The sequence below is a fragment of the Curvibacter sp. GW821-FHT01G03 genome, assembly GCF_059422285.1.
Window position 1 is genome coordinate 342,592 of the sequence record NZ_JBWKWP010000003.1, and the last position, 23,440, is coordinate 366,031.

Genomic DNA, 23,440 nt, shown 5'->3' on the forward strand with positions numbered 1-23,440 from the left:
CGTGGGCCAGGGGCGGATGGGACGGGACGGGGCGGGGCCGACCCGACCCAAGCGCGGGCGTGCGGGCGGCGGGTTCAGGATGGCCTGATGCGCCTTGGGCGTCAATAAGGGTTTGGGAAGCCCAGCGCGCCCAGCAACAGGATCTCGAGCGTTTCCATCTCGAGCGCATCGCGTTCGTTGGTTTCGTGGTCGTAGCCGCAGGCATGCAGGGTGCCATGCACCAGCAGGTGGGCGTAGTGGGCCTGCAGCGGCTTGTTCTGTTCCTGGGCCTCGCGCTCGACCACCGGGGCACACAGCACCAGGTCGGCCATCACCACCGGGCTTTGCGCGTAGTCGAAGGTAAGCACATTGGTGGCGTAGTCCTTGCCCCGGTAGGCCAGGTTGAGCTCGCGCCCTTCCTCACTGCCCACGATGCGCACCGTGATCTCGCCCGGCTGAGGCAGGGCATGGCGGATCCAGCGCGTCACCTGGGCGCGGGGCAGGGCGGCGCGGTGGGCCGCGGCGTCGGGGAAGCGGGCGAATTGCAGCGACAGCGAGAGTTCAGGCAAGGACATGGACGTGGGCGGATGGGGTGTCATCGGAGAGGGCAGGGCAGGCTCAATCGGCGTTGCGCCGCGCGGCGGTACCGGGGCGGCCCGCAGCGTCGTAGGCGTCCACGATGCGGGCCACCAGCGGGTGGCGCACCACGTCGGCACTGGTGAAGCGGCTCACCGCAATGCCCTTGACGCGCTTGAGCACGCGCTCGGCATCGATCAGCCCGCTGGGCGCCCCCTTGGGCAGGTCGATCTGGCTCACGTCGCCGGTCACCACGGCCTTGGCGCCGAAGCCAATGCGGGTGAGGAACATCTTCATCTGCTCGGGCGTGGTGTTCTGCGCCTCGTCGAGGATCACGAAGGCGTTGTTCAGCGTGCGCCCACGCATGAAGGCCAGCGGGGCGATTTCGAGCGCGTTGCGCTCAAAGGCCTTTTGTACCTTGTCGTAGCCCATCAGTTCGTACAGCGCGTCGTACAGCGGACGCAGGTAGGGGTCGACCTTCTGCGTCAGATCGCCGGGCAGAAAGCCCAGACGCTCGCCGGCTTCCACGGCCGGGCGGGTCAGCACGATGCGCTGCACGGCGCTGCGCTCCAGTGCGTCCACCGCGCAGGCCACGGCCAGGTAGGTCTTGCCGGTGCCGGCCGGGCCGATGCCGAAGGTGATGTCGTGGGTGGCGATGTTGTCCAGGTACATGGCCTGGGTGGGGGTGCGGGCACGCAGGTCGGCGCGCCGGGTGCTCAGCACCACCTGGCCGCCCGGGGCCTCGGGCAGGGCGGTGTCGCCGGCCAGCATCAGCTGCACGGTCTCGGCTGGGATCGGCCGCTCGGCAATCTCATACAAGGCCTGCAGCACTTCCATGGCCTGGGTGGCGCGGGCCTTGGGGCCGTCCACCTTGAACTGCTCGTGCCGGTGCGCGATGCTGACCTGCAACCCCGCCTCGATGCTGCGCAGGTGCTCGTCCATCGCGCCGCACAGGTGGCCCAGGCGCAGGTTGTTGTGGGGAGTGAAGGTGTGTCTGACGATCAAGCTGATAATTCCGGCCGAAGGGCCCCGAGACGGGGCCGCAAGGACTGCAATGATAGGCAAATTGACCGGAACCCTCGCAGACAAGAACCCACCGCAGCTGTTGGTGGACTGTCATGGCGTGGGTTATGAAGTGGACGTGCCCATGAGCACCTTCTACAACCTGCCCGGCCTGGGCGAGAAAGTGTCGCTGCTGACGCACTTCGTGGTGCGTGAGGACGCGCAGATTCTGTATGGCTTCGGCACGCCCGGCGAGCGCGATGCATTTCGCCAGCTGATCAAGATCAGCGGCGTGGGCCCGCGCACGGCCCTGAGCGTGCTCTCGGGCATGAGCGTGAACGAGCTGGCCCAGGCCATCACCCAGCAGGAGTCGGGCCGCCTGGTCAAGGTGCCCGGCATCGGCAAAAAGACGGCCGAACGCCTGCTGCTCGAGCTCAAGGGCAAACTCGGCGCCGAAATCGACCTGCTGCGCCCCGCCGCCGCCAGCGACGCCCAGGCCGACATCCAGCAAGCCCTGCTGGCGCTCGGCTACAACGACAAGGAGGCCGCCGCCGCCCTCAAGGCCCTGCCCCCCGACGTCGGCGTCAGCGAAGGCATCAAACTGGCCCTCAAGGCTCTGGCAAGGTAAGGCATTGGCCAGAAGCCCTTTGGGCTGACGGCAGCGATGCGTCAGCGAGCGTCTGGGTGTTGAGGCCGCCAGGCCTCCAGCAGGCCTAACGCGGAGAGGTCAGGCCGCCGCCGGGCCGCCCCAAGGCGGGCTGGGCCCCCTTGGGGGGCAGCGACCACACGAAGTGAGGGAGCGTGGGGGCCACATCAGCCCGCCGCCGGGCCGCCCCAAGGCGGGCTGCGGCCCCCCTGGGGGGCAGGGAGTGACACGCAGTGCACGACCGTGGGGGCCACATCAGCCCGCCGCCGGGCCGCCCCAAGGCGGGCTGCGGCCCCCCTCGGGGGGCAGGGAGTGACACGCAGTGCACGACCGTGGGGGCCACATCAACAGCCTTGTTCCCCGATCCGCTGCAGCATCCGGTGATCCCGCACCAGCAGGCGCCCGGTGGCCACCTGGATGGCATTGAGCTGCTCCAGCCGCTTGAGCTGCTGGTTGATGCGCTGGCGTGAGGCCCCGAGCAGGCTGGCCAGCTCGTGCTGCGCCATGTCCAGCACCACCCGGGCCGGGCCCCCTTCGCCGAGCGGGCCCGCCTGGCCGGCCATCAGCGCCAGTTGCTTGGCCAGGCGCTGGCCCAGGCTGAGTGATTTGAGGTCGTCGGTGCGCTCCATCAGGCGCCGGGTCTGCAAGGCCGACTGGCTCAGCAGCGAAGGGCCGAAGCTGGGGTGGCGCTGCAGCAGGCCGGCCATGGCGGTGCGGGGGATGCGCACCACGGTGGTGTCGCGGTGGGCCACGGCATACACCCCAGGCTCGTCGGGGCCCAGGTCATCGCCGGCCGCATCACCCGCGGGCCCCAGGCTGAACCATTGGCCCGGGCCGGCAAAGTCGAGCGTGTGGGGCAGGTCGCTGAAGGCCTCGCTGCAGATGCGAACGGCGCCTCGCACGCAGCCCATCCAAGGGTGGTGCTGTCCGCCCAGCGGGTCGGCCAGGGGTTGGCCGTCGCGGTAGCGGTCGATCTGCAGCACCCGCAGGATGTCGTGGCGCAGCAGCGGGGTCAGCGAGGCAAACCAGGCATCGCGCTCCAGGGCCTCTCGTTCGTCGCGGTGCAGCCGCGGGGGGTCGTCGGGCAGTTGGAAATGTGCCACCCGCATGGCGTTACTGGACACGGCGTTATCTCCTTGAGGTCATGGCTGACAAGCCGGCCGATTGAACCCGCACAGCGGTGCTCCGTGCGCCGGCGGCCGGATCGGCGGCGTCACTGCCTAGGCCTGCGGCAACGCTCGGTGGGGGGCGGGGCGTTGCCGTCCAAGGCCCGACATCTCCGTGGATGGGCTTTAAATGTCAATCTTGTTGACGAACGTTCGATTCTTCAGCCTCAACCGAGGGCTGTCAATGGATCGGACCTGATCGGCGCTGGGTGTTTACCCGGGGTTGGCCCGTCAGCGCTCGTCGGGGCTCCAGGGCTGGGCCAGCAGTTCGCGCAGGGTTTGCACCGCCGGGGCGCCGATCTGCTGGGCGATCTCGGCTTCGATGGCCTCGATCTCTTCGGCCGCGCTGTCCGACATGGCCCAGCCGCGCTGGGTGAAGCGCAGCAGCTTGACCCGGCCATCGGTCTCGCTGGCCACGAATTCAACCAGATTCAGGGCCGCTGCTTCGCGGGCCAGTTGGTGCACGGCCTGGCGCGACACCCCGAGCCTGCGGGCCAACTCGGACAGCCCGACCGGCCGCCCGCCCAGGTGGGTGAACAGCCGACTCATGGCGGCCGTGACCTCGCCATACCCATTGCGCGCCGCGCGGGCCAGCATGCGCTGCTCGATCCATTCGTAGCGGGTCAGCAGCAGGTGCCGCAGCAGGGTCTTGTGCGCTTTCATGGCGCGATTGTGACCCGGTTCGCTGGCTTTGCTGCTCCGGGTTTGTCAGGTGATCTTGACTTGTTGGGCCGGTCTCAGCGGCAGCCTGCGCAGGCGTTCACCGCTCAGTGCAAACCAGGCATTGGCCACCGCTGGCGCCAGGGGCGGCGTACCGGGTTCACCCACGCCGCCGGGCGGTGCCTGGCTGGGCAGCAGCACGGTGTCGATGTGCGGCATGTCGGCCAGGCGGATCGCGTCGTAGTCGGGGAAGTTGCGCTGCTGCACGCGCCCGGCCTGCAGGGTGATTTCGCCCATCAGGGCCGCGCTCAGGCCGTAGACGATGGCGCTTTGCAGTTGCGCGGCCACCGTGTCGGGGTTGACCACGGTGCCGCAGTCGAGGGCCGCCACCACGCGGTGCACGCGCAGCCGGCCGCCCTCGGCAGCCACCTCGGCCACCTGGGCGCAGACCGAACCGAAGGATTCATGCAGGGCCACGCCGAGCGCCCGTCCCGCCGGCCGGGGCTGGCCCCAGCCTGCGCGTTCTGCCGCGGCCTTCAGCACCGCCTGGTGTCGCGGCTGCCGGGCCAGCAGGCTGAGTCGATAGGCCACCGGATCCTGCCGGGCCGCATGGGCCAGTTCGTCGAGAAAGCACTCGGTGAAGAAGGCGTTGTAGCTGTGGCCGACGCTGCGCCAGCTGCCCACCGGCACCGGCGTGGCGCAGCGCATCTGGCGCACCTCCAGGTTGGGCACCGCGTAGGGCAGTTCGAAGGCGCCCTCGATCTGATTCTTGTCGGGCATGTCCATGGCCAGGCTGGGCAGCAGGCGTTGCATGGTCGACAGGCCGATCGAGGGGGCGGCCACGCTGTTGCGCCAGGCCAGGGGGTGGCCCTGTTCATCCAGGGCAGCCTCGAAGCGGGCCATGGCCGCGGGGCGGTACATGTCGTGTTGCAGGTCTTCCTCGCGCGACCAGGTCAGTTTGACCGGCGCGCCCTGCGTGCGCAGGGCCACGGCCACGGCTTGCTCCACCATGTCGGATTCGAGCCGGCGGCCGAAACCGCCGCCCAGGTAAGGCACATGCACGGTGACCTGATCGGTATCGACATCGGCCACCCGGGCGGCCAGCCATTGGGCCAGCGAGGGCGCCTGGGTGCCGCACCACACCGTGACCCGCCCGCCCTTGACCTGGGCGGTGCAGTTCACGGGCTCCAGCGCAGCGTGGGCCAGGAAGGGCACCTCGTACTCGGCCTGCAGACGTTGCGGCGCCGGGGTCTGGGCCAGCACTGCGGCGGCGTCGCCTTGGTGGCGAAAGCGTGTGCCGGGGGTCTGCAGGGCCGCTCGCAGCTGGGCCGACACGGCGGCCGAATCGAGCTGGGCATGGGGGCCTTCGTCCCATTGCAGCGGCAGGGCGTTGACGGCCTGCTGCGCGGTCCAGGTGTTGCCGGCCAGCACCACCACGGCCTGGTCGTTCAGGGTGATCACGTCTTTCACACCGGGCAGGGCCCGTGCGGCCTGCAGGTCGAAGGGGTGCAGACGGCCGCCGAACACCGGGCACTGCCGGATCGCGCCATACAGCAGGCCGGGCAGGCGGGTGTCGATGCCGAAGCGCGCCTGGCCGTTGACCTTGGCCGGGATGTCGATGCGGGGCACGGGCTGGCCGATCAGGCGGCGCGCCGCGGAGGGCTTCATCGCCACGTCTTCGGGGGCCGGCAGGGCCGCGGCAGCCTGGGCCAGTTCGCCGAAGCGCAGGGCCCGGCCGCTGGCGGCATGCCGCACCACGCCTTCTTGCACCGTCAGCTCGGCCAGCGGCACCTGCCAGCGCTGGGCCGCGGCGCCCAGCAGTTGCTGGCGCGCCGTGGCGCCAGCCAGGCGCAGGGGCTCCCAGGCATCGCGGATGCTGGATGAGCCCCCGGTCACCTGCAGGGCCAGCGCATAGCCCACCGTCTGCAACGAGGCCCGGGTCAGGCGGGCCAGCAGGCCGTCATCGTCGGGCAGCAGGGGTGAGACGTTCAGCAGCAAGGCGGTGTTGGCGTACACGCGGGCCAGCGGTGCGGCTTCGACGCTGACCTGCTCCCAACGGGCGTCCAGTTCGTCGGCCAGCAACTGGGCCAGGCCGGTGTGCACACCCTGGCCCATCTCGGAGCGCGGTGCGGCCACGATCACCCGGTCATCGGGCGTGATCTTGACCCAGGCATTCAGGGCCACCTGGCCGTCCACTGGCTCGAAGGTGGCGCCTTCGCCCAGGCGCTGGGCGCTGCAGCCCACCAGCAGGCCGCCACCGAGCGCCGCGCCGGTGAGCAGGAAACGGCGGCGGTTCAGTGTGGGGCTCATGGCGGGGCTCATGCGCGGGCTCCCTGCAGGGCTTGCGCTGCATCGTGGATGGCCGCGCGGATGCGTTGGTAGGTGCCGCAGCGGCACAGGTTGGTGATGGATTGGTCGATGTCGGCATCGCTGGGGGCCGGGTTCTGGCGCAGCAGCGAGGCCGCCGCCAGGATCATGCCGCCCTGGCAGTAGCCGCACTGGGGGGTCTGGTGCCGCACCCAGGCCACCTGCAGCGCCGCCACGATGCGGTCGGGCGGCGCCTCGATGGTGCGCACCGAGCGCCCGACCAGCGCACTGGCCGGAACCACGCACGAACGCATGGCCACGCCATCGACCTCCACCGTGCAGGCCCCGCAGGACGCCACGCCGCAGCCGAACTTGGTACCGACCAGGCCCAGCTCATCGCGCAGCACCCACAGCAGAGGCATGTCGGGTGGCGCTTCGAATTCCGTCTCCTGCTCATTGACCCTCAACTTCATGGTGTCTCCTGCCTTCTTGGGGCGCTGTGTGGTGCTGGCGAGGCCGGTCGCAAAGTCACATTTTGTGCTTTTGGCCCCATTCACGAAACCGTTGTGTGCGCTTTGCGGGTCACCGCCCGCTCCAATTCAGCACGGGCCAGGGGGCGGTGACCCCTCGCTTGGCCTGCGTGGGGGGGCGGGCACCGCCCGGGACGATGAAACGGTTGATTGCAAATGGCGGGCCCGCGGCCGTGTCGCCGCTTGCATCCTCTGCCCTTGCGTCTCGCTGTCGGCGCAGCAACCAGGAGCACCGCCATGTCAAACAGACGCCCCCTAGCCTTGATCCGTCCTCTCGTTGTGACCTGGGGCCTGCTGCTGTGCGCCCTGTTCGCGGCGCCTGCCCAGGCCGTACCCGCCTTTGCCCGCCAGACCGGCGAGAACTGCGTGGCCTGCCACACCGCATTCCCCGAGTTGACCCCCTTCGGGCGCGAGTTCAAACTCAATGGCTACACCTGGGGCGAGCGGGCGGCGGTGCCGCTGGCGGTGATGATGCAGGCCTCGCTGACCCAGATGGCCCAGTCGCAGGATGCGGGCGGCCGCACGCTGATGCCGCACCAGGAGGATCTGCAGTTCGACCGACTCTCGGTGTTTGCGGCCGGCAAGATCAACGACCACCTGGGGGGCTACACCCAGTGGGCCTACAACAACAACCGGGTGCCCGGCCAGGATGGCGGCACGGTGGGGCATGCCGGCATCCATGACTTCGACCTGCGCGCCATCCAGCGCCTCAGGCTCGCGGGCAAAGACCTGGTGCTGGGCTTCAACCTGAACAACAACCCGACCCTGCAGGATGTGTGGAACAGCACGCCGGTGTGGCGGGGAATCCCTTTCACGGGCTCGAACCTGCCTCGGCCCCAGGCCATGGGCAGCATGGTGCTGGACGGCGGCCTGGGTCAGAAAGTGGTGGGCCTGGGGGCCTATGCCTGGTGGGACCGCCAGTGGTATGGCGAATTCAGCAGCTATGGCAGCGCGGTGAACACCTGGCGGGTGCTGAGCACTGGGGTGGCGCTGGACACCCTGAACCGCCTGCGCGGCTACAACAACCCCTACTGGCGCCTGGCCTGGAACCGAGAATGGGGGGCTCATTCGCTGATGCTGGGCCACTACGGCTTGGTGGTCGACAAGTACCCCGATCCTGGCACGCCGCACGGCAGCACGGACCGCTTCACCGATCTGGGCCTGGATGCGCAGTACCAGTACCTCTCCGACCCGTCGATCTTCTCGCTGCAGGGCTCGCTGGGGCATGAGAAGCAAAACCTGAAGGCCACCTTTGGCCGGGGTGGGGCCAGTCATTCCGACAACCACCTGCAGGCCCTGCGGCTCAAGGCTTCGTATCTGTATGAGCGCACCTACGGCGCCTCACTGGCCTATGTGGACGTGCGTGGCAGCCGTGATGCCGGCCTGTATGGCCGGGTGCGCGATGGTGCCACGGGGGCGTTGGTCAGTGATCGCCCCGACACCCGCAGTCTCATCGCCGAGCTGGACTACAACCTGAACCCGCAGATGCGCCTGATGCTGCAGTACACCGGGTACCTGAAGTGGAACGGTGCCAGCGCCAACATCGACGGCCGGGGCCGCAAGCCCTCCGACAACAACACCCTGTTTCTCGGGCTGTGGTTTTTGTACTGAATCGAAGGACATCGCATGAAAAAGCATTTTCTGGCCGCTGGTGTGCTGGCCATGTCCTGCTGGGGCGCCCTGGCCGGCGCGCAATCGGTGCCGGCCCCGCAAGCCCCGGCTTTGGCGAGCCAGGTCTGCGTGACCTGCCATGGACCCGGGGGGCGCACGGATTCGGGCCAGTTTCCCAGCCTGGCGGGGCAGAGCGAGTCCTACCTGCTGGGGCAGCTCAAGGCCTACCGCGATCACAGCCGTGCCAACCTGAACGCCCAGCGCTTCATGTGGGGCGTGGTGTCCTGGCTCCGCGAGTCGGATCTGCAGGCGCTGGCGGCTTATTACGCGGCCCAGCCACCGGCGCCGCCCCGCGCCGAGGCCCGCTCGCCGGCCCAACTGGCCGCACAGGCCCGGGGGCAGGCCTTGTTCCTGGGCGGTGAGCCGGCCCGTGGTGTGCTGGCCTGCGCGGCCTGCCATGGTGCCCAGGCCCAGGGCCTGGGCACCATTCCGCGGCTGGCCGGGCAGAACGCCCGCTACCTGGCCCTGCAACTGGCGGTGTTCAAAGGCCACGACCGGGCCGATGGCGCCGCCATGGCGGCTGAGGCCGGCCCCCTGACGCCGGACCAGGTGCACGACCTGGCCTTGTACCTGCAGTCCCTCTGAGCTCATGAGCACGGTTCTGCACTTGCCGGTGTGCGTGTTTGATGGCGGCTGGAACCTGCCCCTTTGGGCGGCCATCGAGCAAGGCTTTTTCGAGCTTCGGGGCCTGGCGATCGAGCTCACGCTCACGCCCAATTCGCGGGCCATGATGGAGGGCTTTGCGGCGGGCCATTACCCCCTGATCCTGGTCAGTGCCGACAACGTGGTGGCCTACCAGCAGAATCTGGCTGAGGTGCCGGTGCCCGGCGAGCCCGATGCGGTCATCGTGCTGGGGGGCGACGCCGGCTTTCTGAGCCTGGTGGCGGCGCCCGGCATCCGCACGCTGGACGATCTGCGGGGCCGGGTGCTGGCGGTGGACGCCCCCGACACCGGCTTTGCCTTGGTGTTGTACGAGCTGCTGGCCCGGGCCGGCCTGCCGCAGGCTTCGCTGCGCATCGAGCCGCAGGGCAGCACCGAGCAGCGCTACCAGGCCTTGCTGGGGGGGCGTTGTGCCGCCACCCTGCTGCGCACCCCATACGAGCTGCTGGCGGCCCGGCAGGGCTGCCGGGTGCTGGCCCGTTCGGCCGATGCCTTGCCGCACTACCAAGGCACGGTGGGGGCCACCCGCCAGGTCTGGGCCGAACGGCATCCGGCTGAGCTCAAGGCCTTTTTGCAGGCCTACCGGCAGGGCCTGGCCTGGTGTCGCCGCGAGCCGGCCGCCGCCTGTGCGTTGCTGCAGGCCCATGTGCCAGGCCTGGACCTGGTGCTGGCCCGCGCCGCCTATGGCCTGCTGCTGGACCCGGTTCATGGCCTGACCCCGGATCTGGCGGTGGACCGCCAGGGCATGCAGGCGGTGGCCGCCCTGCGCCGGCGCTACCTGCCGGCCACCCTGGGGCGGCAGGAGCGCATGCAGTACCGCGCCAGCTGGTGACGGCGCTGGCCGTCGGGCCTCCGGGCCGCTGGCGGCCAGGGCGCTGTCAAGCGAGTGGGTGTCAGTCGGGTCGCTCGCCCCGGGCCAGCCGGGCCTCGATGGTCGCCAGCACCGGCAGCAGGTCGGCGACGCTGTCGATCACCTCGTGTGCCCCGCCGGCCAGCAGCTCGGCCCTGGCCTGGGCGCGCAGCCGGTGCTGCTCGGGCTCGGGCGTGGCGCGCCACTGGGCTTCTGTCAGACCCAGGGTGTTGCCGCTGACGGCCAGGCCCACCACCCAGCAACCGATGGCCCGGCCCTCCTGCAGGCCGGGCACGGTGTCGTCCACCTTGACCACCGCGGCCGGGGGCCACACCTGCAGGTCGGACAGGGTGCGCACCATCATCAGCGGGCCGGGGCGGGCACTGTCCATGTCGCCCGCACAGACCAGGTTGTCGGGCATGTAGCCCTGGGCGGCGGCCAGGGGCTGCACCACCTCCATGATGGGGCGGTTGTAACCGGTGGTTGAGCCAATCTTCAGGCCGCGTTCGCGCAGGGCCTGCACGGTGGCCAGGGCGCCCGGGATCAGTTGCGCATGGTCGCGCACGCTGGCTGCGTTCATGGGCGTGAAGACCTCGTACAGCGTGTCGCAGTCGGCGTCGTCAAAAGGGCGGCCGTGCACGCGCAGCCACTCGGCCGCAATGCGGGGGGCATGGCCCAGGGCGTGGATGTGGTCCCACTTGGCCAGGCCCATGGGCACCCGGGCTTCGGCCACGTCGATGCGCACGCCGTAGCGCGCAAACAGTTGCACAAAGGCGTCCATGGGGGCCAGGCTGCCGAAGTCGATCACGGTGCCGGCCCAGTCGAACACGACGGCCTGCAAGGACAGGGGGGAGAGGGGGGTGGGGTTCATCTGTGAGTTCCGCTGGGTTTCACCAGGCGTTGAAGACTTCCTCGGCCAGGCCGAAGGCGGTGCTGGCGCCGGTGCCGCCGGTCACGGTCACCAGGCGGGTCTGGGCGTCGGGCGCCTGCACGATGCAGGGCTCGGTGGCCGACGATGGGTAGGTGCCCACCCAGCGTTCGCTCACCTCGGCCTGGCTCAGGTGCAGGGCTTCGCGCAGGTGGCGCAGGATCAGCTGGTCCACCTCTTCGAGCGCGAACGGCGGCAGCACCGGCCCGTAATGGTGCGAGTCGCCCACCACCAGCGAGCCGTCGGCGCTCTGCACCACGATCAGGTGGATGCCGTGCTGCAGGCTCAGGGCCTCTTCGTGCAGCAGTTGCTCTCGCACGGCCTGGGCTTCAGGCAGTTCGGAGTAACCCTCGTAGCGCACCAGGCTCAGATCGCCCATCACCGAGCCCTGCAGCCTGAAGCCGGGCTGGGGCCGCACGCGCAGCATCTGCAACTGGCACAGGCGGATCTGGTGCGGCGTCCATTGCGGCGCGAACAGGCCGTTGAGTTCGGCATTGGTGCACACCACCACGCGCTCGGCCCGGTAGCGGCCGCGCGAGGTCTCGACCACGGGCGTCTGCACCGCTTGCACGGTTTCGCCGAAGCGGAACTGAACCCCCAGCACCTCGGCCAGCCACTGCGTGAGCTGCGGGATCGCGCTGCGCGACTCCACGCGCAGCTCGTGCGGGCTGTACAGCACCGACTGCAGGCCGTCGGTCTGCAGCGCCGGGTGGCGCCGCGCGGCTTCGGCGGGGCTCAGCAGCTCACAGTGCTCGCCCATCTCGGTGCGCATGAAGGCCTCCAGCACCGCCTGCGAGGCGGGCCGCTGGGCGCGCAGCCACAGGCCCTGGTGCAGCACCTCGATGCCCGCCTGGGGGGCCACTTCGGCCCACACCTGACGCGAGCGCAGGGCGCGGCGCCAATGGGCGCCGGCTTTCTGGCCGCTGACGGTGACGAATCCGAAGTTGCGGATGGAGGCGCCGATGCACTGGGCATCGCGCTCCACCACCACCACCTTGAGGCCGCGCCGCGCGGCCCAGTAGGCGTGGGCCAGGCCGACAATGCCGGCGCCCACCACGAGCAGATCACAGGGTTCGTTGTTGTTCATTGGGGATTGGGAAGGTTGAGGGAGGGGGGCGACAAGGGGCTGGGGCGAGCGCACCCCTGCCGGCCACTTCGACAGGCCTTGACGGGCCTTGGCGGGCATCGGGGGGCATCGGGGGGCTCAGCGGGGCGTCAGGTCTGGGGCGGGCCGGTGGCCCCGCAGCGGCTGCCGGGGGGATGGCAAGCTGTCATCAGCGGCTTCTCCAGCGCTGCGTTCGCGTCACCAGCAGGCGCTCCAGTGCCCCCAGCAGCGCGCGGCCCATCGCGGCGCTGATGAAGATCAGCGTGGCCATGGCCGCGGCCGGGGCGATGTCGCCCGCGTCGTCCATGGCCAGCACGGCCAGCGAGGCCAGGGTGGTTTCGGGCGAGTAGATGAAGACCACCGCCGACACGGTGGTCATGGCACTCACGAAAAAGTAGCCCGCCACCTGCAGCAGGGCCGGCAGGCACACCGGCAGGTGCACGCGCCACAGCGTTTTCCAGAACGGCACGCCCAGCGATTCGGCCACCAGTTCGTACTCGCGGTCGAGTTGGCGCAAGGCGGTCAGCTGCGTGATGTGGGCCACCGAGAAGCAATGCGCCACGGTGCAGAGGCTCATCAGTGTCAGGCTGCCATACAGGCCATGCAAGGGGTTCCAGCCGGCGTTGAAGAACAGGATGTAGCCCAGGCCCAATGCAAGGCCGGGCACGGCCATGGGCACCGAGGCGATGGCGTTGAGCACCTGGCGGGCCCCGGCAAAGCTGCGTGGTTTCTCGACCAGGTAGGCGGTCAGAAAGCTCAGCGCGCTGCCCAGCACGGCCGTGCCGGCAGCCATGCGCAGCGAGTTGCCATAGCTGGCCCAGCCACCGCCGTCCATCATGTCAAAGTCATAGTTCTTGAACGAAGGTGTGAGGTTGTAGGGCCAGTAATTGGCCAGCGAGGCAAACACGGCCACCGCCAGAACGCCCAGCAAGGCCAGGGCGATCAGGCTGCAGTAGGCGAACAGGGCGCGGTCCAAGCCCGGCTGGGGTTGAGGCTGGTAGGGCACTGAGCGCACCCCCAGGCTGGCGTTCTGGCGTGCGCGCAGGTGGTGTTCGGCGGCAAAGGCCAGGGCCGCCGGCAGCAGCAGGATCAGCGCCACCACCGCCCCCATGGGCAGGTTCTGCTGGCCGATCACCTGCTTGTAGATGTCGGTGGCCAGCACCTGGGTGTTGCCCCCGATGACCTTGGGCACGCCGAAGTCGGTGATCACCAGTACGAACACCACGATCCACGAAATCATCAGACCGTAGCGGCTGCCCGGCAGGGTGACCTGGCAGAACACGCGCCAGCGGTTGGCGCCCAGGGTGGTGGCGGCCTCGATCAGCCGCCCATCGCTGGTGGCCAGGGCGGTGCTGAGAATCAGCAGGGCGTGCGGAAAAGTCCACAGCACCGAGCCTGTGACGATGCCAAAGGGCCCATAGGCCGGCAGCCCCAGCAGTGCGCCCTTGAGCAGGCCCTGGTTGCCGAACAGGTAGATCAGGCTGATGGCCATCAGCAGCGAGGGCGCCAGCAGCGGGATCAGGGCCACGGCACGGAACAGGCGGGCCCCGCGCACGCAGGACTGGGTCAAGGCGTAGGCATAGCCATAGGCCAGCAGCACGCACACGCTGGCGCTCAGGGCCGACAGCCACAGGCTGTTGAACAGCGAGGTCAGCACATTGGGGCTGCGGGCGTAGGCGGCAAAGTGCGCCAGGCCGACGAATTCGCCCGAGCTGCCCCACAGGCTCATGCCCAGCAAGGCCAGCACGGGCAGGGCGATGCCCACGGCCAGCAACAGCAGGGCCCCGCCCAGCAAGGCGGCGAGCCAGGGCCGTTCGGGCGTGACCATGGCGGGGGGTGGGGGCGATGCCGGGGCCATCGGCAGGGGCGTCGTCACGGGGGTCGGCAGAGGCAGGGTGCTCATGCCGCGCGCCTCACCGATTCGGGCAGCGGCAGCAGGTGCAGGGCCGGGGCGGGCAGGCTCAGCACCAGCTCGCCCTGCAGCCAGTCGGGCAGGCGGGCATCGGCCCCGGTGGGCCATTGGGCGTCCAGGGTGGCCTGCAGGCTGTCGCAGTGCAGGCGCAGCAAGGCGGTGGGCCCATGGAACTGGGTTTCCAGCACGCGGGCCCGCACGCCGTTGGCGGGCTGGGCTGGGTCGGCGCCGGGGGCCGCCTGCAGCACCACGGCCTCGGGGCGCAGGCCCAGCAGCACCGGGCTGCCGGTGCGGTAGGCGCTGGTGTCGCAGGCCAGGCGGGTGCTGCCGGCCTCCAGCCAGCCTGCGGCCACGACGCGGGCCGGCAGCAGGTTCATGCGGCCGACAAAGCCTGCCACAAAGCGGGTTTCGGGGCGGGCGTACAGCTGCCGGGGCGAGCCTTGCTGTTCAATCCGGCCCTCGTGCATCACCACCACGCGGTCGGCCATCGACAGGGCCTCGTCCTGGTCGTGCGTGACCATCACGGTGGTGATGCCCAGCTGTTGTTGCAGGCGGCGGATCTCGGCCTGCAGGCTGCCGCGCACCTGGGCGTCGAGTGCGCTCAGGGGTTCGTCGAGCAGCAGCAGTTCGGGCCGTGGCGCCAGGGCACGGGCCAGGGCCACACGTTGCTGCTGCCCACCCGAGAGCTGAGCCGGGACCTTGTGGCCCTGTTCGCCCAGGCCGACCAGGGCCAGCATCTCGGCCACCCGCTCGACCTGCTGGGCACGCGGGGTGTGTTGCAGCCCGAAGGCCACGTTCTGGGCCGCCGTCAGGTTGGGAAACAGGGCGTAGCTCTGGAACACCACCCCAAAGCGGCGCTGCGCGGCCGACCACGCCGTGATGTCCTGCCCACGCAGGGTCAGGTTGCCGGTGTCGGGCGTCTCGATGCCGCACAGGATGCGCAGCAGGGTGGTCTTGCCGCAACCCGAAGGCCCCAGCAGGCTGATGAACTCACCGGCGGCCACGTCCAGCGCGATGCCGCGCAGCACGGGTTGGGCGCGGTAGCGCTTGGTGATGTGTTGGATGGACAGCATGCGGGGCTCGGATCGCTGACAGGCAGGGGGGCTTATTTCTTCTCGGCCTTGGCTTCGTAGCGGCGGGCCCATTCGGTCAGGATGCGGTCGCGGTTGGCGGCGGCCCAGACGAAATCGTTCTTGGCCAGCATCTTTTCCAGGTCAGAGGGCACGAACTCCAGGCGCTCCTGCACCTGCGGCAGGGCCAGCACGGCGAAGTTGGCGGCGTACAGCTCGTTGGCCTTCTTGGTCACCGACCAGTCGGCCAGGGCCTTGGCGGCTTCGAGCTTCTTGGTGGTCTTCATCACGCCGGTGGCTTCCACGTCCCAACCCAGGCCTTCCTTGGGGAAGATGATGTCGATCGGGGCCCCGTCCTTCTTGGTCTTGTTGGCGCGGTATTCGAAGCTCAGGCCCACCGGGAACTCGCCGGCACCGGCCTGGCGGCAGGGCTTGGAGCCGCTGTGGGTGTACACGCCCATGTTCTGGTGCAGCGCATCCATGAAGGCCCAGCCCTTGTCCTCGCCCATCACCTGCAGCCAGGCCGACACCATCAGAAAGCCGGTGCCGCTGGAGGCCGGATGCGGCATGGTCAGCGTGCCCTTGAACTCGGGCTTGGTCAGATCGGCCCAGCTGGTGGGGGTGGGCAGCTTGCGCTTGGCGGCTTCCACGGTGTTGAAGCACACGGCCGAGGACCACAGGTCCATGCCCACCCAGGTGGGGGTGGCGCGCGGGTCACGCATGTTGGCGCGCACGGCCTCCAGGCCCTTGGGGGCGTAGGGCTGCAGCATGTTTTCTTTGTCCAGCAGCATCAGCGAGGTGGCGGCCAGGCCCCACACCACGTCGGCCTGCGGGTTGGCCTTTTCGGCCAGCAGGCGGGCGGTCACGATGCCGGTGCTGTCGCGCACGAACTTCAGTTCGATCTCGGGGTGGTCCTGCTCGAAGGCGCTCTTGTAGGCCTTGATCTGGTCGGCTTCCAGGGCGGTGTAGACCAGCAACTCGGTCTTGGCCAGGGCGGGCGAGGCGGCCAGGGCGGTGGCCAGCACGGTGCCGAACAGGCCCAGTTGAAGGCCCATTCGGCGAGCCCAGGTGGAGAAGGTGGTGCGCATGGTGTGTGTCCTGAAAAGTCGTTGCAGAGTCGTTGCGAGGGGGCGGCGCGAACGTCGCCTGACCGGGGGTGGAGCCCGCCAGCCGGGGCTCTGGCCGCTAATTTAGGCAGCCTGTGTGAAACGCCGGTGTCACGAAGCCGCAAAATCCTGAAGCCACCATTGGCGGATTTGGGTCATGTTCGTCAGCCAACTCAAATCCTTTTTCACCGTGGCCCGCCTGGGCAGCGTGACCCAGGCGGCGCGCCAGCTGGGCCTGAGCCAGCCCACCGTCACCAGCCAGATCAAGGCCCTGGAGGCGCATTACGGGGTGGAGCTGTTCCGCCGCCAGGGTGGGCGCCTGAGCCTGAGCGACGAGGGCGTGCAACTGCTGCCCCATGTGGATCAGTTGCTGCAACAAGAGATCCAGGTGGAGTTCGCGCTGCGAAATTCGGGTGATCAGCCGCGCGGCCACCTGCGCCTGGGGGCCACGGCACCGTACTACGTGCTGGACATCGTGCAGCGCTTTCGCCAGCGCTACCCCCTGGTCGATCTGAGCCTGGGGGCGGGCAATTCGCGCCAGATGGTGGATGCCCTGCTGGCTTTCCAGGTGGACCTGGCCACCTCGTCCCACCTGGAAACCGATGCACGCCTGCATCGGCTCACCCTGGGCACCGACCCCCTGGTGCTGCTGCTGCACCGCAGCCACCCGCTGGCGGCGCGGCGGGCCCTGCGCCTGAGCGACCTGGCCGGCTGCGAGCTGATCGTGCGCGAGCGCGGCTCGACCACCCGCCAGCTCACCGAGGCCACCCTGGCCCGGGCCGGGGTGGCGGTGGGCCGCAGCCTGGAGATCGCCAGCCGCGAAGCCATCCGCGAGGCCGTGATCCGGCGCATGGGGGTGAGTGTGTTTGCTCGCCACGAGGCCAGCGCCCATCCCGAACTGGTGGTGCTGCCGTTTGAGGACGAGGTGCCCAGCCTGGTCGAGTATCTGTATTGCCTGCGCGACAGACGCGGTGCGCGCTTGATTGCCGCCTTCCTGGAAAGCTGCACTTGAGGCCGACGAGCGGTCGTGACTCCGTATACTGACAGCCACTCACTCAGAACGTGTTCAAGGTCTTCCCCGGCCCCTGCGAGATTTTGGACACGCGACGGGATTGCACCGCCGTTAATCCGCAGCAGGAACCTCTGGATGGCTTTTCGCCGATTTGCCAATAGCCTGGCCACCCGTTTGATTGGCATCAGCATCGCCACCGTGGCCTTGGGCCTGATCATGCGCATGACCTTGCTGCCCATGGTGGTGCGTGGCAGTCTGCAAGACGTGGTGATGGGCCAGCAGACCACGTTGGCCAACTACGTGGCCGAAGACGTCGATGCCAAGGTGCGCGCCCGGCGTGCCCTGCTGGAGCGGGTGGCCATCGAGTTGCCGCCGGCCCTGCTCGGGCAGCCCGAGGCTTTGCAGGCCTGGCTGGCGCAGCGCCAGACGCTGGCACCCCTGTTCTCACATGGGTTCATTCTGGTGCGCCCTGATGGGCATGGCGCCTGGGCCGATTTTCCGCCGCGCCCGCGGCAGCGCTCCAGTCCCTTCCATGAAACCGAGTGGTTCAAGCGCCTGGTGCAACAACCTGGCTTTGTCATGGCGCGGCCCCGGGTCTCGGAGGCCTCCGGCGTGGCCGAGCTGTTGATGGCCGTGCCGGTGCAAGACCCGCGCGGGCACCTGCTGGCCGTGCTGGCCGGCGTCACGGAATTGGACGCCCCGGGGTTCCTGGACCTGCTGCAGCGCCCCCGGACCGACAAAGGGGCTGATTTCTGGTTGATTTCTCCGGCTGAGCAGATGGTTGTGGCGGCCTCGGCGCCCGAGTGGCGCCTGCAACGCACCCCCACGGCAGGCGTCGATCCGCTGCACGACCGGGCCATGACGGGCTGGCGTGGCGCAGGCGTGACCACCAACGCCCGCGGTGGCGAAGAGATTGTTGGTGTGGCCAGCGTGCCCTCGGCCGGTTGGTTCGTGGTGGCAGGCATTCCGGCCGAAGTGGCCTTTGAGGCGATGGGGGCCGTGCAGAAGCTGGCTTTGCGCTCCAGCCTGGTGATTGCCTCGGTGGTGGTGGTGGGGCTGGCTTTTGTACTGCGCCGCCAGTTTCTGCCCCTGATCGACAGCGCCCGGCGCATGCACCGCATGGCCGATCGGCTGGAGCCCCTGGCCCCGCTGCCTGTGGTGCGCCGGGACGAGGTGGGCGAAATGGTGGTGGGCTTCAATTACCTGCTGGACAAGCTGCAGGAAAGCGAGCGCCGCATGGAGCACCTGGCTCATCACGATGCACTCACTGGCCTGCCCAACCGGCGCAGCCTGATGGATCGCCTGGCCCAGTTGCTGGCCCTGGCCCAGCGTCAGGATCGGCGCCTGGCCGTGATGTTTCTCGATCTGGATGGATTCAAGCCCGTCAACGACCACCTGGGTCATGAGATGGGGGACCGCCTGCTGCAGGCCATTGCCACCCGCCTGCGCAGTGGCGTGCGCCAGGCCGACATCCTGGCCCGCATCGGGGGCGATGAATTTGTGCTGGTGATGTTCGATGTCGCGAGCCGTGACGTGGCGGCCGAGCTGGCCCGCAAGCTGATCGACCTGCTGGCCCAGCCTTACTCGCTGGGCGACCAGGAGATCCGCATCAGCGCCAGTGCCGGTCTGGCCTTGTTCCCTGAACATGCCCGCGACCGTGACCACCTGCTGGCTCGGGCCGACACCGCCATGTACGCGGCCAAGCGCGCCGGCAGCAATCAGATTCGCTTTGCTGGAGGGTGACTGGCCCCCACGCTCCCTCACTGCGTGTGGTCGCTGCCCCCCGAGGGGGCCCAGCCCGCCTTGGGGCGGCCCGGCGGCGGGCTGATGTGGCCCCCACGGTCGTGCCCTTCGTGTCACTCCCACGTGCGGCCGCGAGACGCGGACGCTCTTCGCCCTGTCCAGCCCTGCGCAGGCAGGCCTGGAGCCGCAGGGCTCAGCCCCCCGAGGGGGCCGCAGGCCGCCTTGGGGCGGCCCGGCGCCGGCCTGACCCCTTCGTTGCAGGCCGGCTGGACGGTGAAGGGGGGCTGGCGGCCCTCAACGTTCACGCATCGCCGGTCATTGCACTTCTCGCACCACGCGGTTGTTCAGGGGTTGGGTGGGGCGGGCGTTGTTGGGGAACAGTTTGGAGAACAGGCGCAGTTGCTCCGGGCTCAGGGTGACGGGGGTTTTCAGCACCAGCCACAGCACGCCTTCGGTGCAGGGGGGCGTGGTCAGCGAGCCCAGGAACTGGTAATAGCGCAGATCGGGGGGCAGCAAGTCGGCCACGTTCAGGGCGCCCGGGGGCATCTGCACGCGGTCCTGGTTGTCCAGCGGCATGTAGGTCCAGACCTTGTTGATGAAGGCGCTGGCCGGCCCTGGGTCCATCAGCACGGCCACCACGGCCAGCTGGTTCTGGTCGTTCTTGTGCACCAGGTGGGCCACCATCGAATAGCCCTTGTAGTTGATGCGCTCTTCGGCCGGGTGGTGGAAGTGGAATTGCACCAGCTTGTAGGTCGAGCCGCGCACGGTCAGCGTGTTGGGGCTGGCCGGGTCGAGGTCGACCTGGATGGTGTGGCCGTTGTTCACCACCGACGCCGTGCTGGGCATGTAGCGCAGTTGCAGCGGTTCGGCAGGCCCCACCAGGGTGTCGGCATCGGTGATGTGCACCGGCGATTGGCGCCGGCCCAGGCCACAGGTGCTGAACTCGGGCTGCATCTTGCCCCAGGCCGCCGGACCGTTCTCGCCTTCGTACTCCCAGTGGGCGCTGCCGTGCTGGCCGTGGACCTCGGCGGCGGCCCCTTCGGCCTTGCCATGCGCGTCCTCGCCCCCGGCCATGGCCGCGGCCTTGGCCCGGATGTACTCGCGGCTGTTGCTTTCCTTGTCGGCGGCGGCGAGTCTGCGCGCATCGATCGGATTGGCCAGGGCCCCGGAGGGTTTGGTGGGCGTGGCCTTGGGCATGCGCACCTCGATCACGGTGGCGCCTTCGCCCTTGGCACCGCGGCCGGCCTGGTTGTTGCGCTCCACGCCTTCGCGGATCCGGGCTGCCACGTCGGCTGGGCTGGCTTTTTCGGCTTTTTCAGCCTTCTCAGTGGCTTTGGCTGGGGGCTTGCCATGGGCATCGCCATGGTCGTCTGCCCCGCGGGCGGTGCCCGCCAGGCCCAACCCCAGGGCGCAGGTCAGCAAGAGCAGAGACAGGGTCAAGGGTCGATTCATGCCGGGTCGGTCCGTCGGCAGGAGGGTTCTGGTGTGTTCTTGGTTCTTCGTCATCATCGGACCCGTGGTTTGTGACCGTTCTGATTTGAATGTCAGTAAAGGTTACTTGCTTTATCGGCATCCGAGGCCCTCACTTGAGCCGGCCACGCTGTCTTTGCCAGGGCGGCGCTATATAGTCTTGACCCGGGTGAGCCGGCTTGACGCCTCACCCGGTTTTTTCTGAAGCCCTGACCTGTCCTGAGCCGCCGTGACCATCCAGACCGACGATTTCGCCCCTGTTCCCGCCCCCGACCGGCGCGTGGTGTCGGCGGCGCCGACCTCGCCCCATGAAGAGGCCATCGAGCGCGCCCTGCGCCCCAAGCTGCTTGACGAGTACGTGGGCCAGGCCAAGGTGCGCGAGCAGCTCGACATCTTCATCGGCGCCGCGCGCAAGCGTGCCGAGGCGCTGGACCATGTGCTGCTGTTCGGCCCGCCCGGGCTGGGCAAGACCACTTTGAGCCACATCATCGCGGCCGAACTGGGCGTCAACCTGCGCCAGACCAGCGGCCCGGTGCTCGAAAAACCCAAGGACCTGGCCGCGCTGCTGACCAACCTCGAGAAGAACGATGTGTTGTTCATCGACGAGATCCACCGGCTTTCACCCGTGGTGGAGGAAATCCTCTACCCCGCGCTCGAGGACTACCAGATCGACATCATGATCGGCGAGGGACCGGCCGCGCGCAGCATCAAGCTCGACCTGCAGCCCTTCACCCTGGTGGGGGCCACCACCCGGGCCGGCATGCTGACCAACCCGCTGCGCGACCGTTTTGGCATCGTGGCGCGCCTGGAGTTCTACACCGCCGAAGAGTTGACCCGCATCGTGCGCCGCAGCGCCGGCCTGCTCAACACACCGATCGATGACGACGGCGCCTTCGAGATTGCCCGCCGCTCACGCGGTACCCCCCGCATCGCCAACCGCCTGCTGCGCCGGGTGCGCGACTACGCCGAAGTCAAGGGCGACGGCCGCATCACCCGCGCCATCGCCGAACGTGCCCTGACCATGCTCGATGTTGACCCGCAGGGCTTTGACGTGATGGACCGCAAGCTGCTGGAGGCCGTGATCCACCGCTTCGATGGCGGCCCGGTCGGGCTGGACAACATCGCCGCCAGCATCGGCGAAGAGTCGGGCACCATCGAAGACGTGATCGAGCCCTACCTGATCCAGCAGGGCTACCTGCAGCGCACGCCGCGCGGGCGCATCGCCACCCTGGCCGCCTACCGCCACCTGGGGGTGACGCCGTCGAGGAACGCGAGTGATTTGTCGGGCGGTTGATCAGCTTGGCTCGGCGTGGGCTTGGGCGTGGGCTTGGGCTGAGTTTCTCACCAGCAGCCACTGCGCCAGGTAGTAGCTGCCCAGCACCCACAGCGTGGCCTGGGGCAGGGGGGCCACAAAGCGGTTCAGGGCCAGCAGCGAATCGCTGACCATGAAGCACAGGCTGCCGGCGGCCACGCCCCAGGCGGCGGGGGTGCGCAGCACCGTGGCGCGGCCCAGGGCCTGGGCGGCCATCAGCACGATCACGCCCACATAGGCGGGCACGGCGATGCGCAGCACCGGGTCCAGGTGGGGCCACAGCACGGCCAGCATCAAGGCCCCGGCGCTGGCGCAGCCCAGCAGGGCCGGGCGGCTGGCCAGCCAGGGGGCATCCTGGCGCCAGCGCGCCAGGTAGGCCAGGTGCCCCAACAGAAAGGCGGCCAGGCCGGGCAGAAACAGGTCGGGCAGCATCAGCATCACGTCGCCCACCAGGCAGGCGCCCAGGGCCAGCAGCAAGCGCCCTTCGGGTTGGCCGGGTGCGGCCCGGCGCAGCACCCACACCCAGGCCAGCGCCATGGCCAGCGGTTTGAGCAGGTGGTGCCAGCCCTGCAGACCTTCGGCCCCTGTGAGCGTGGCAAGGGCCGCGGCTTCGAGCATGCCCACCTCCAGCCAGGCCAGGCGCCCTTGCAGGGCGGCGCCCAGACACCACCAGCCCAGTACCAGGGCCGCGGCCCAGGGCAGCAGCTGCGGCAGCGCATGGCCTTCGGCCAGCCATAAAAAGCTGGCCGAGGCGCCCAGCAGGGCCAGAAACTGCGCGCCGCAGAACAGGGCCTGGGGGCCCGATAAAGGCGGATCGAAGCGGGGCACGGTGGCCGGGTCGAAGGCCGGTTTCACGGCGCCCAGGCCGGGCGGCTGCCAGCCTGGCGGCTTGAACCACACCCGCAGTCGGTCGCCCCAGCGTGGGGTGCGCCGACTGGTGTGCAGCAGGTCGGCATAGACCTCGGCATTGGCCCACAGCGGGTTGCAGCTGTTCAGGGGCTTGCGCGTGCCGTACACACAGGGTTCTGATTCCTCGCGGAAGGTGCCGAACAGGCGGTCCCAGAGGATCAGGATGCCGCCGTAGTTGCGATCCAGGTAAGCGTCGTTCACGGCGTGGTGCACGCGGTGGTTCGAGGGCGAGGCAAAGACCCGGTCGAACCAGCCCAGGCGCGGCACGTGCTCGGTGTGGATCCAGAACTGGTAGAGCAGGTCGATCAGTGCCACCACGGCAAACTGCTGGGGCGGCACGCCGGCGAGCGCCATCGGCAGATAGAACAGCCAGGCCAGCAGGGGGCCGCTGCTGGTCTGGCGCAGCGCGGTCGACAGGTTGTAGTGCTGACTCTGGTGGTGTACCACGTGGGCCGCCCACAGCAGGGCCACCTCATGGCCCATGCGGTGCAGCCAGTAGTAGCAGAAGTCATAGAACAGCAGGGCCAGCCACCAGCCGGGCAGGCTGAACCAGAAGTCATTCGCCCGCCACAGGGCGGCATGCCGCCACACCTGGGTGTACAGGCCCAGCGACAGGGCCACCATGAACACGGCGCTCAATTGGCTGAGCACGCCCAGCGCCAGGCTGCTCAAGGTGTCGGGCAGACTATAGGTGTTGCGGCCGGTGCGGCGACCCCAGGCGTACTCCAGCGCCATCAGGGCGAAGAACACGGGGGTGGCCAGGACGATGATCTGGGTGGCGCTCATGCCCGCCATTGTTGGGGCTGCCGTCCGTCGGCCGCCTCCG

Annotated in this window: 20 protein-coding genes; 7 read left to right on the forward strand and 13 right to left on the reverse strand. The window is 69.2% G+C overall.

Features of this window, described 5'->3' with window-relative positions; all coding sequences use genetic code 11:
* Positions 1-101: 101 nt before the first annotated feature.
* Positions 102-554 (reverse strand): rRNA maturation RNase YbeY, encoded by a 453-nt coding sequence (gene ybeY / locus AC07VS_RS05805; RefSeq protein ID WP_492350338.1) that lies wholly within the window; start codon positions 552-554, stop codon positions 102-104.
* Between the two features lie 43 nt (positions 555-597).
* Positions 598-1,560 carry a PhoH family protein gene (locus AC07VS_RS05810; protein ID WP_492350337.1) on the reverse strand — a complete coding sequence of 321 codons (963 nt, stop codon included), beginning with the start codon at positions 1,558-1,560 and terminating at the stop codon, positions 598-600.
* 49 nt (positions 1,561-1,609) lie between these two features.
* Here AC07VS_RS05810 and ruvA point away from each other — a divergent pair, with 49 nt between their 5' ends.
* On the forward strand, positions 1,610-2,185 hold the full coding sequence (gene ruvA, locus AC07VS_RS05815) for a Holliday junction branch migration protein RuvA (protein ID WP_492350336.1): 576 nt from the start codon (positions 1,610-1,612) through the stop codon (positions 2,183-2,185).
* Between the two features lie 362 nt (positions 2,186-2,547).
* Here the strand turns inward: ruvA and AC07VS_RS05820 are convergent, their stop codons facing one another.
* The 4 genes from AC07VS_RS05820 to AC07VS_RS05835 form a co-directional block, all read right to left on the reverse strand.
* The gene (locus AC07VS_RS05820) at positions 2,548-3,327 is read right to left on the reverse strand and encodes a Crp/Fnr family transcriptional regulator (RefSeq protein WP_492350335.1); all 780 of its coding nucleotides are present in this window, start codon (positions 3,325-3,327) and stop codon (positions 2,548-2,550) included.
* Positions 3,328-3,600: 273 nt separating this feature from the next.
* Positions 3,601-4,032, reverse strand: coding sequence for a MarR family transcriptional regulator (locus AC07VS_RS05825; RefSeq protein ID WP_492350334.1), 432 nt, complete (start codon positions 4,030-4,032; stop codon positions 3,601-3,603).
* 45 nt (positions 4,033-4,077) lie between these two features.
* Positions 4,078-6,339 carry a xanthine dehydrogenase family protein molybdopterin-binding subunit gene (locus AC07VS_RS05830; RefSeq protein WP_494750417.1) on the reverse strand — a complete coding sequence of 754 codons (2,262 nt, stop codon included), beginning with the start codon at positions 6,337-6,339 and terminating at the stop codon, positions 4,078-4,080.
* An 8-nt stretch (positions 6,340-6,347) separates the two neighbouring features.
* The gene (locus AC07VS_RS05835) at positions 6,348-6,809 is read right to left on the reverse strand and encodes a (2Fe-2S)-binding protein (protein WP_494657803.1); all 462 of its coding nucleotides are present in this window, start codon (positions 6,807-6,809) and stop codon (positions 6,348-6,350) included.
* A 294-nt stretch (positions 6,810-7,103) separates the two neighbouring features.
* Between AC07VS_RS05835 and AC07VS_RS05840 the strand changes: the two genes are divergently transcribed.
* Genes AC07VS_RS05840 through AC07VS_RS05850 form a run of 3 tightly spaced genes read left to right on the forward strand, consistent with a single transcriptional unit; the run spans position 7,104 to position 10,029 of the window.
* Positions 7,104-8,477: a cytochrome C gene (locus AC07VS_RS05840; RefSeq protein WP_492350331.1), complete on the forward strand. Its 1,374-nt coding sequence runs from the start codon at positions 7,104-7,106 to the stop codon at positions 8,475-8,477.
* A gap of 15 nt (positions 8,478-8,492) precedes the next feature.
* Positions 8,493-9,122, forward strand: coding sequence for a c-type cytochrome (locus AC07VS_RS05845; protein WP_492350330.1), 630 nt, complete (start codon positions 8,493-8,495; stop codon positions 9,120-9,122).
* Between the two features lie 4 nt (positions 9,123-9,126).
* Positions 9,127-10,029: an ABC transporter substrate-binding protein gene (locus AC07VS_RS05850; protein ID WP_492350329.1), complete on the forward strand. Its 903-nt coding sequence runs from the start codon at positions 9,127-9,129 to the stop codon at positions 10,027-10,029.
* A 61-nt stretch (positions 10,030-10,090) separates the two neighbouring features.
* On the opposite strand, the gene phnX is transcribed toward AC07VS_RS05850, so the two are convergent.
* The 5 genes from phnX to AC07VS_RS05875 form a co-directional block, all read right to left on the reverse strand.
* Positions 10,091-10,918, reverse strand: a complete 828-nt coding sequence (gene phnX, locus AC07VS_RS05855) for a phosphonoacetaldehyde hydrolase (protein ID WP_492350328.1) — start codon at positions 10,916-10,918, stop codon at positions 10,091-10,093.
* 19 nt (positions 10,919-10,937) lie between these two features.
* Positions 10,938-12,062 carry a TIGR03364 family FAD-dependent oxidoreductase gene (locus tag AC07VS_RS05860; protein WP_494750418.1) on the reverse strand — a complete coding sequence of 375 codons (1,125 nt, stop codon included), beginning with the start codon at positions 12,060-12,062 and terminating at the stop codon, positions 10,938-10,940.
* Between the two features lie 187 nt (positions 12,063-12,249).
* The gene (locus tag AC07VS_RS05865) at positions 12,250-13,983 is read right to left on the reverse strand and encodes a putative 2-aminoethylphosphonate ABC transporter permease subunit (protein WP_494750419.1); all 1,734 of its coding nucleotides are present in this window, start codon (positions 13,981-13,983) and stop codon (positions 12,250-12,252) included.
* Positions 13,980-15,065, reverse strand: coding sequence for an ABC transporter ATP-binding protein (locus tag AC07VS_RS05870; protein ID WP_494657800.1), 1,086 nt, complete (start codon positions 15,063-15,065; stop codon positions 13,980-13,982). Before AC07VS_RS05870 ends, AC07VS_RS05865 begins: the two co-directional genes overlap by 4 nt.
* Before the next feature lie 32 nt (positions 15,066-15,097).
* The gene (locus tag AC07VS_RS05875) at positions 15,098-16,117 is read right to left on the reverse strand and encodes a putative 2-aminoethylphosphonate ABC transporter substrate-binding protein (protein WP_494657909.1); all 1,020 of its coding nucleotides are present in this window, start codon (positions 16,115-16,117) and stop codon (positions 15,098-15,100) included.
* A gap of 208 nt (positions 16,118-16,325) precedes the next feature.
* Between AC07VS_RS05875 and AC07VS_RS05880 the strand changes: the two genes are divergently transcribed.
* Positions 16,326-17,180: a LysR substrate-binding domain-containing protein gene (locus AC07VS_RS05880; RefSeq protein ID WP_494657799.1), complete on the forward strand. Its 855-nt coding sequence runs from the start codon at positions 16,326-16,328 to the stop codon at positions 17,178-17,180.
* Between the two features lie 135 nt (positions 17,181-17,315).
* Positions 17,316-18,923, forward strand: coding sequence for a diguanylate cyclase domain-containing protein (locus AC07VS_RS05885; protein WP_494657798.1), 1,608 nt, complete (start codon positions 17,316-17,318; stop codon positions 18,921-18,923).
* A gap of 315 nt (positions 18,924-19,238) precedes the next feature.
* On the opposite strand, the gene AC07VS_RS05890 is transcribed toward AC07VS_RS05885, so the two are convergent.
* Positions 19,239-20,375: a carbonic anhydrase gene (locus AC07VS_RS05890; RefSeq protein ID WP_494750420.1), complete on the reverse strand. Its 1,137-nt coding sequence runs from the start codon at positions 20,373-20,375 to the stop codon at positions 19,239-19,241.
* 247 nt (positions 20,376-20,622) lie between these two features.
* Here AC07VS_RS05890 and ruvB point away from each other — a divergent pair, with 247 nt between their 5' ends.
* On the forward strand, positions 20,623-21,687 hold the full coding sequence (ruvB, locus tag AC07VS_RS05895) for a Holliday junction branch migration DNA helicase RuvB (protein WP_494750421.1): 1,065 nt from the start codon (positions 20,623-20,625) through the stop codon (positions 21,685-21,687).
* Here ruvB and AC07VS_RS05900 read toward each other — a convergent pair whose 3' ends face one another.
* The gene (locus AC07VS_RS05900) at positions 21,688-23,400 is read right to left on the reverse strand and encodes a lysoplasmalogenase family protein (protein ID WP_494750422.1); all 1,713 of its coding nucleotides are present in this window, start codon (positions 23,398-23,400) and stop codon (positions 21,688-21,690) included.
* Positions 23,401-23,440: the final 40 nt, after the last annotated feature.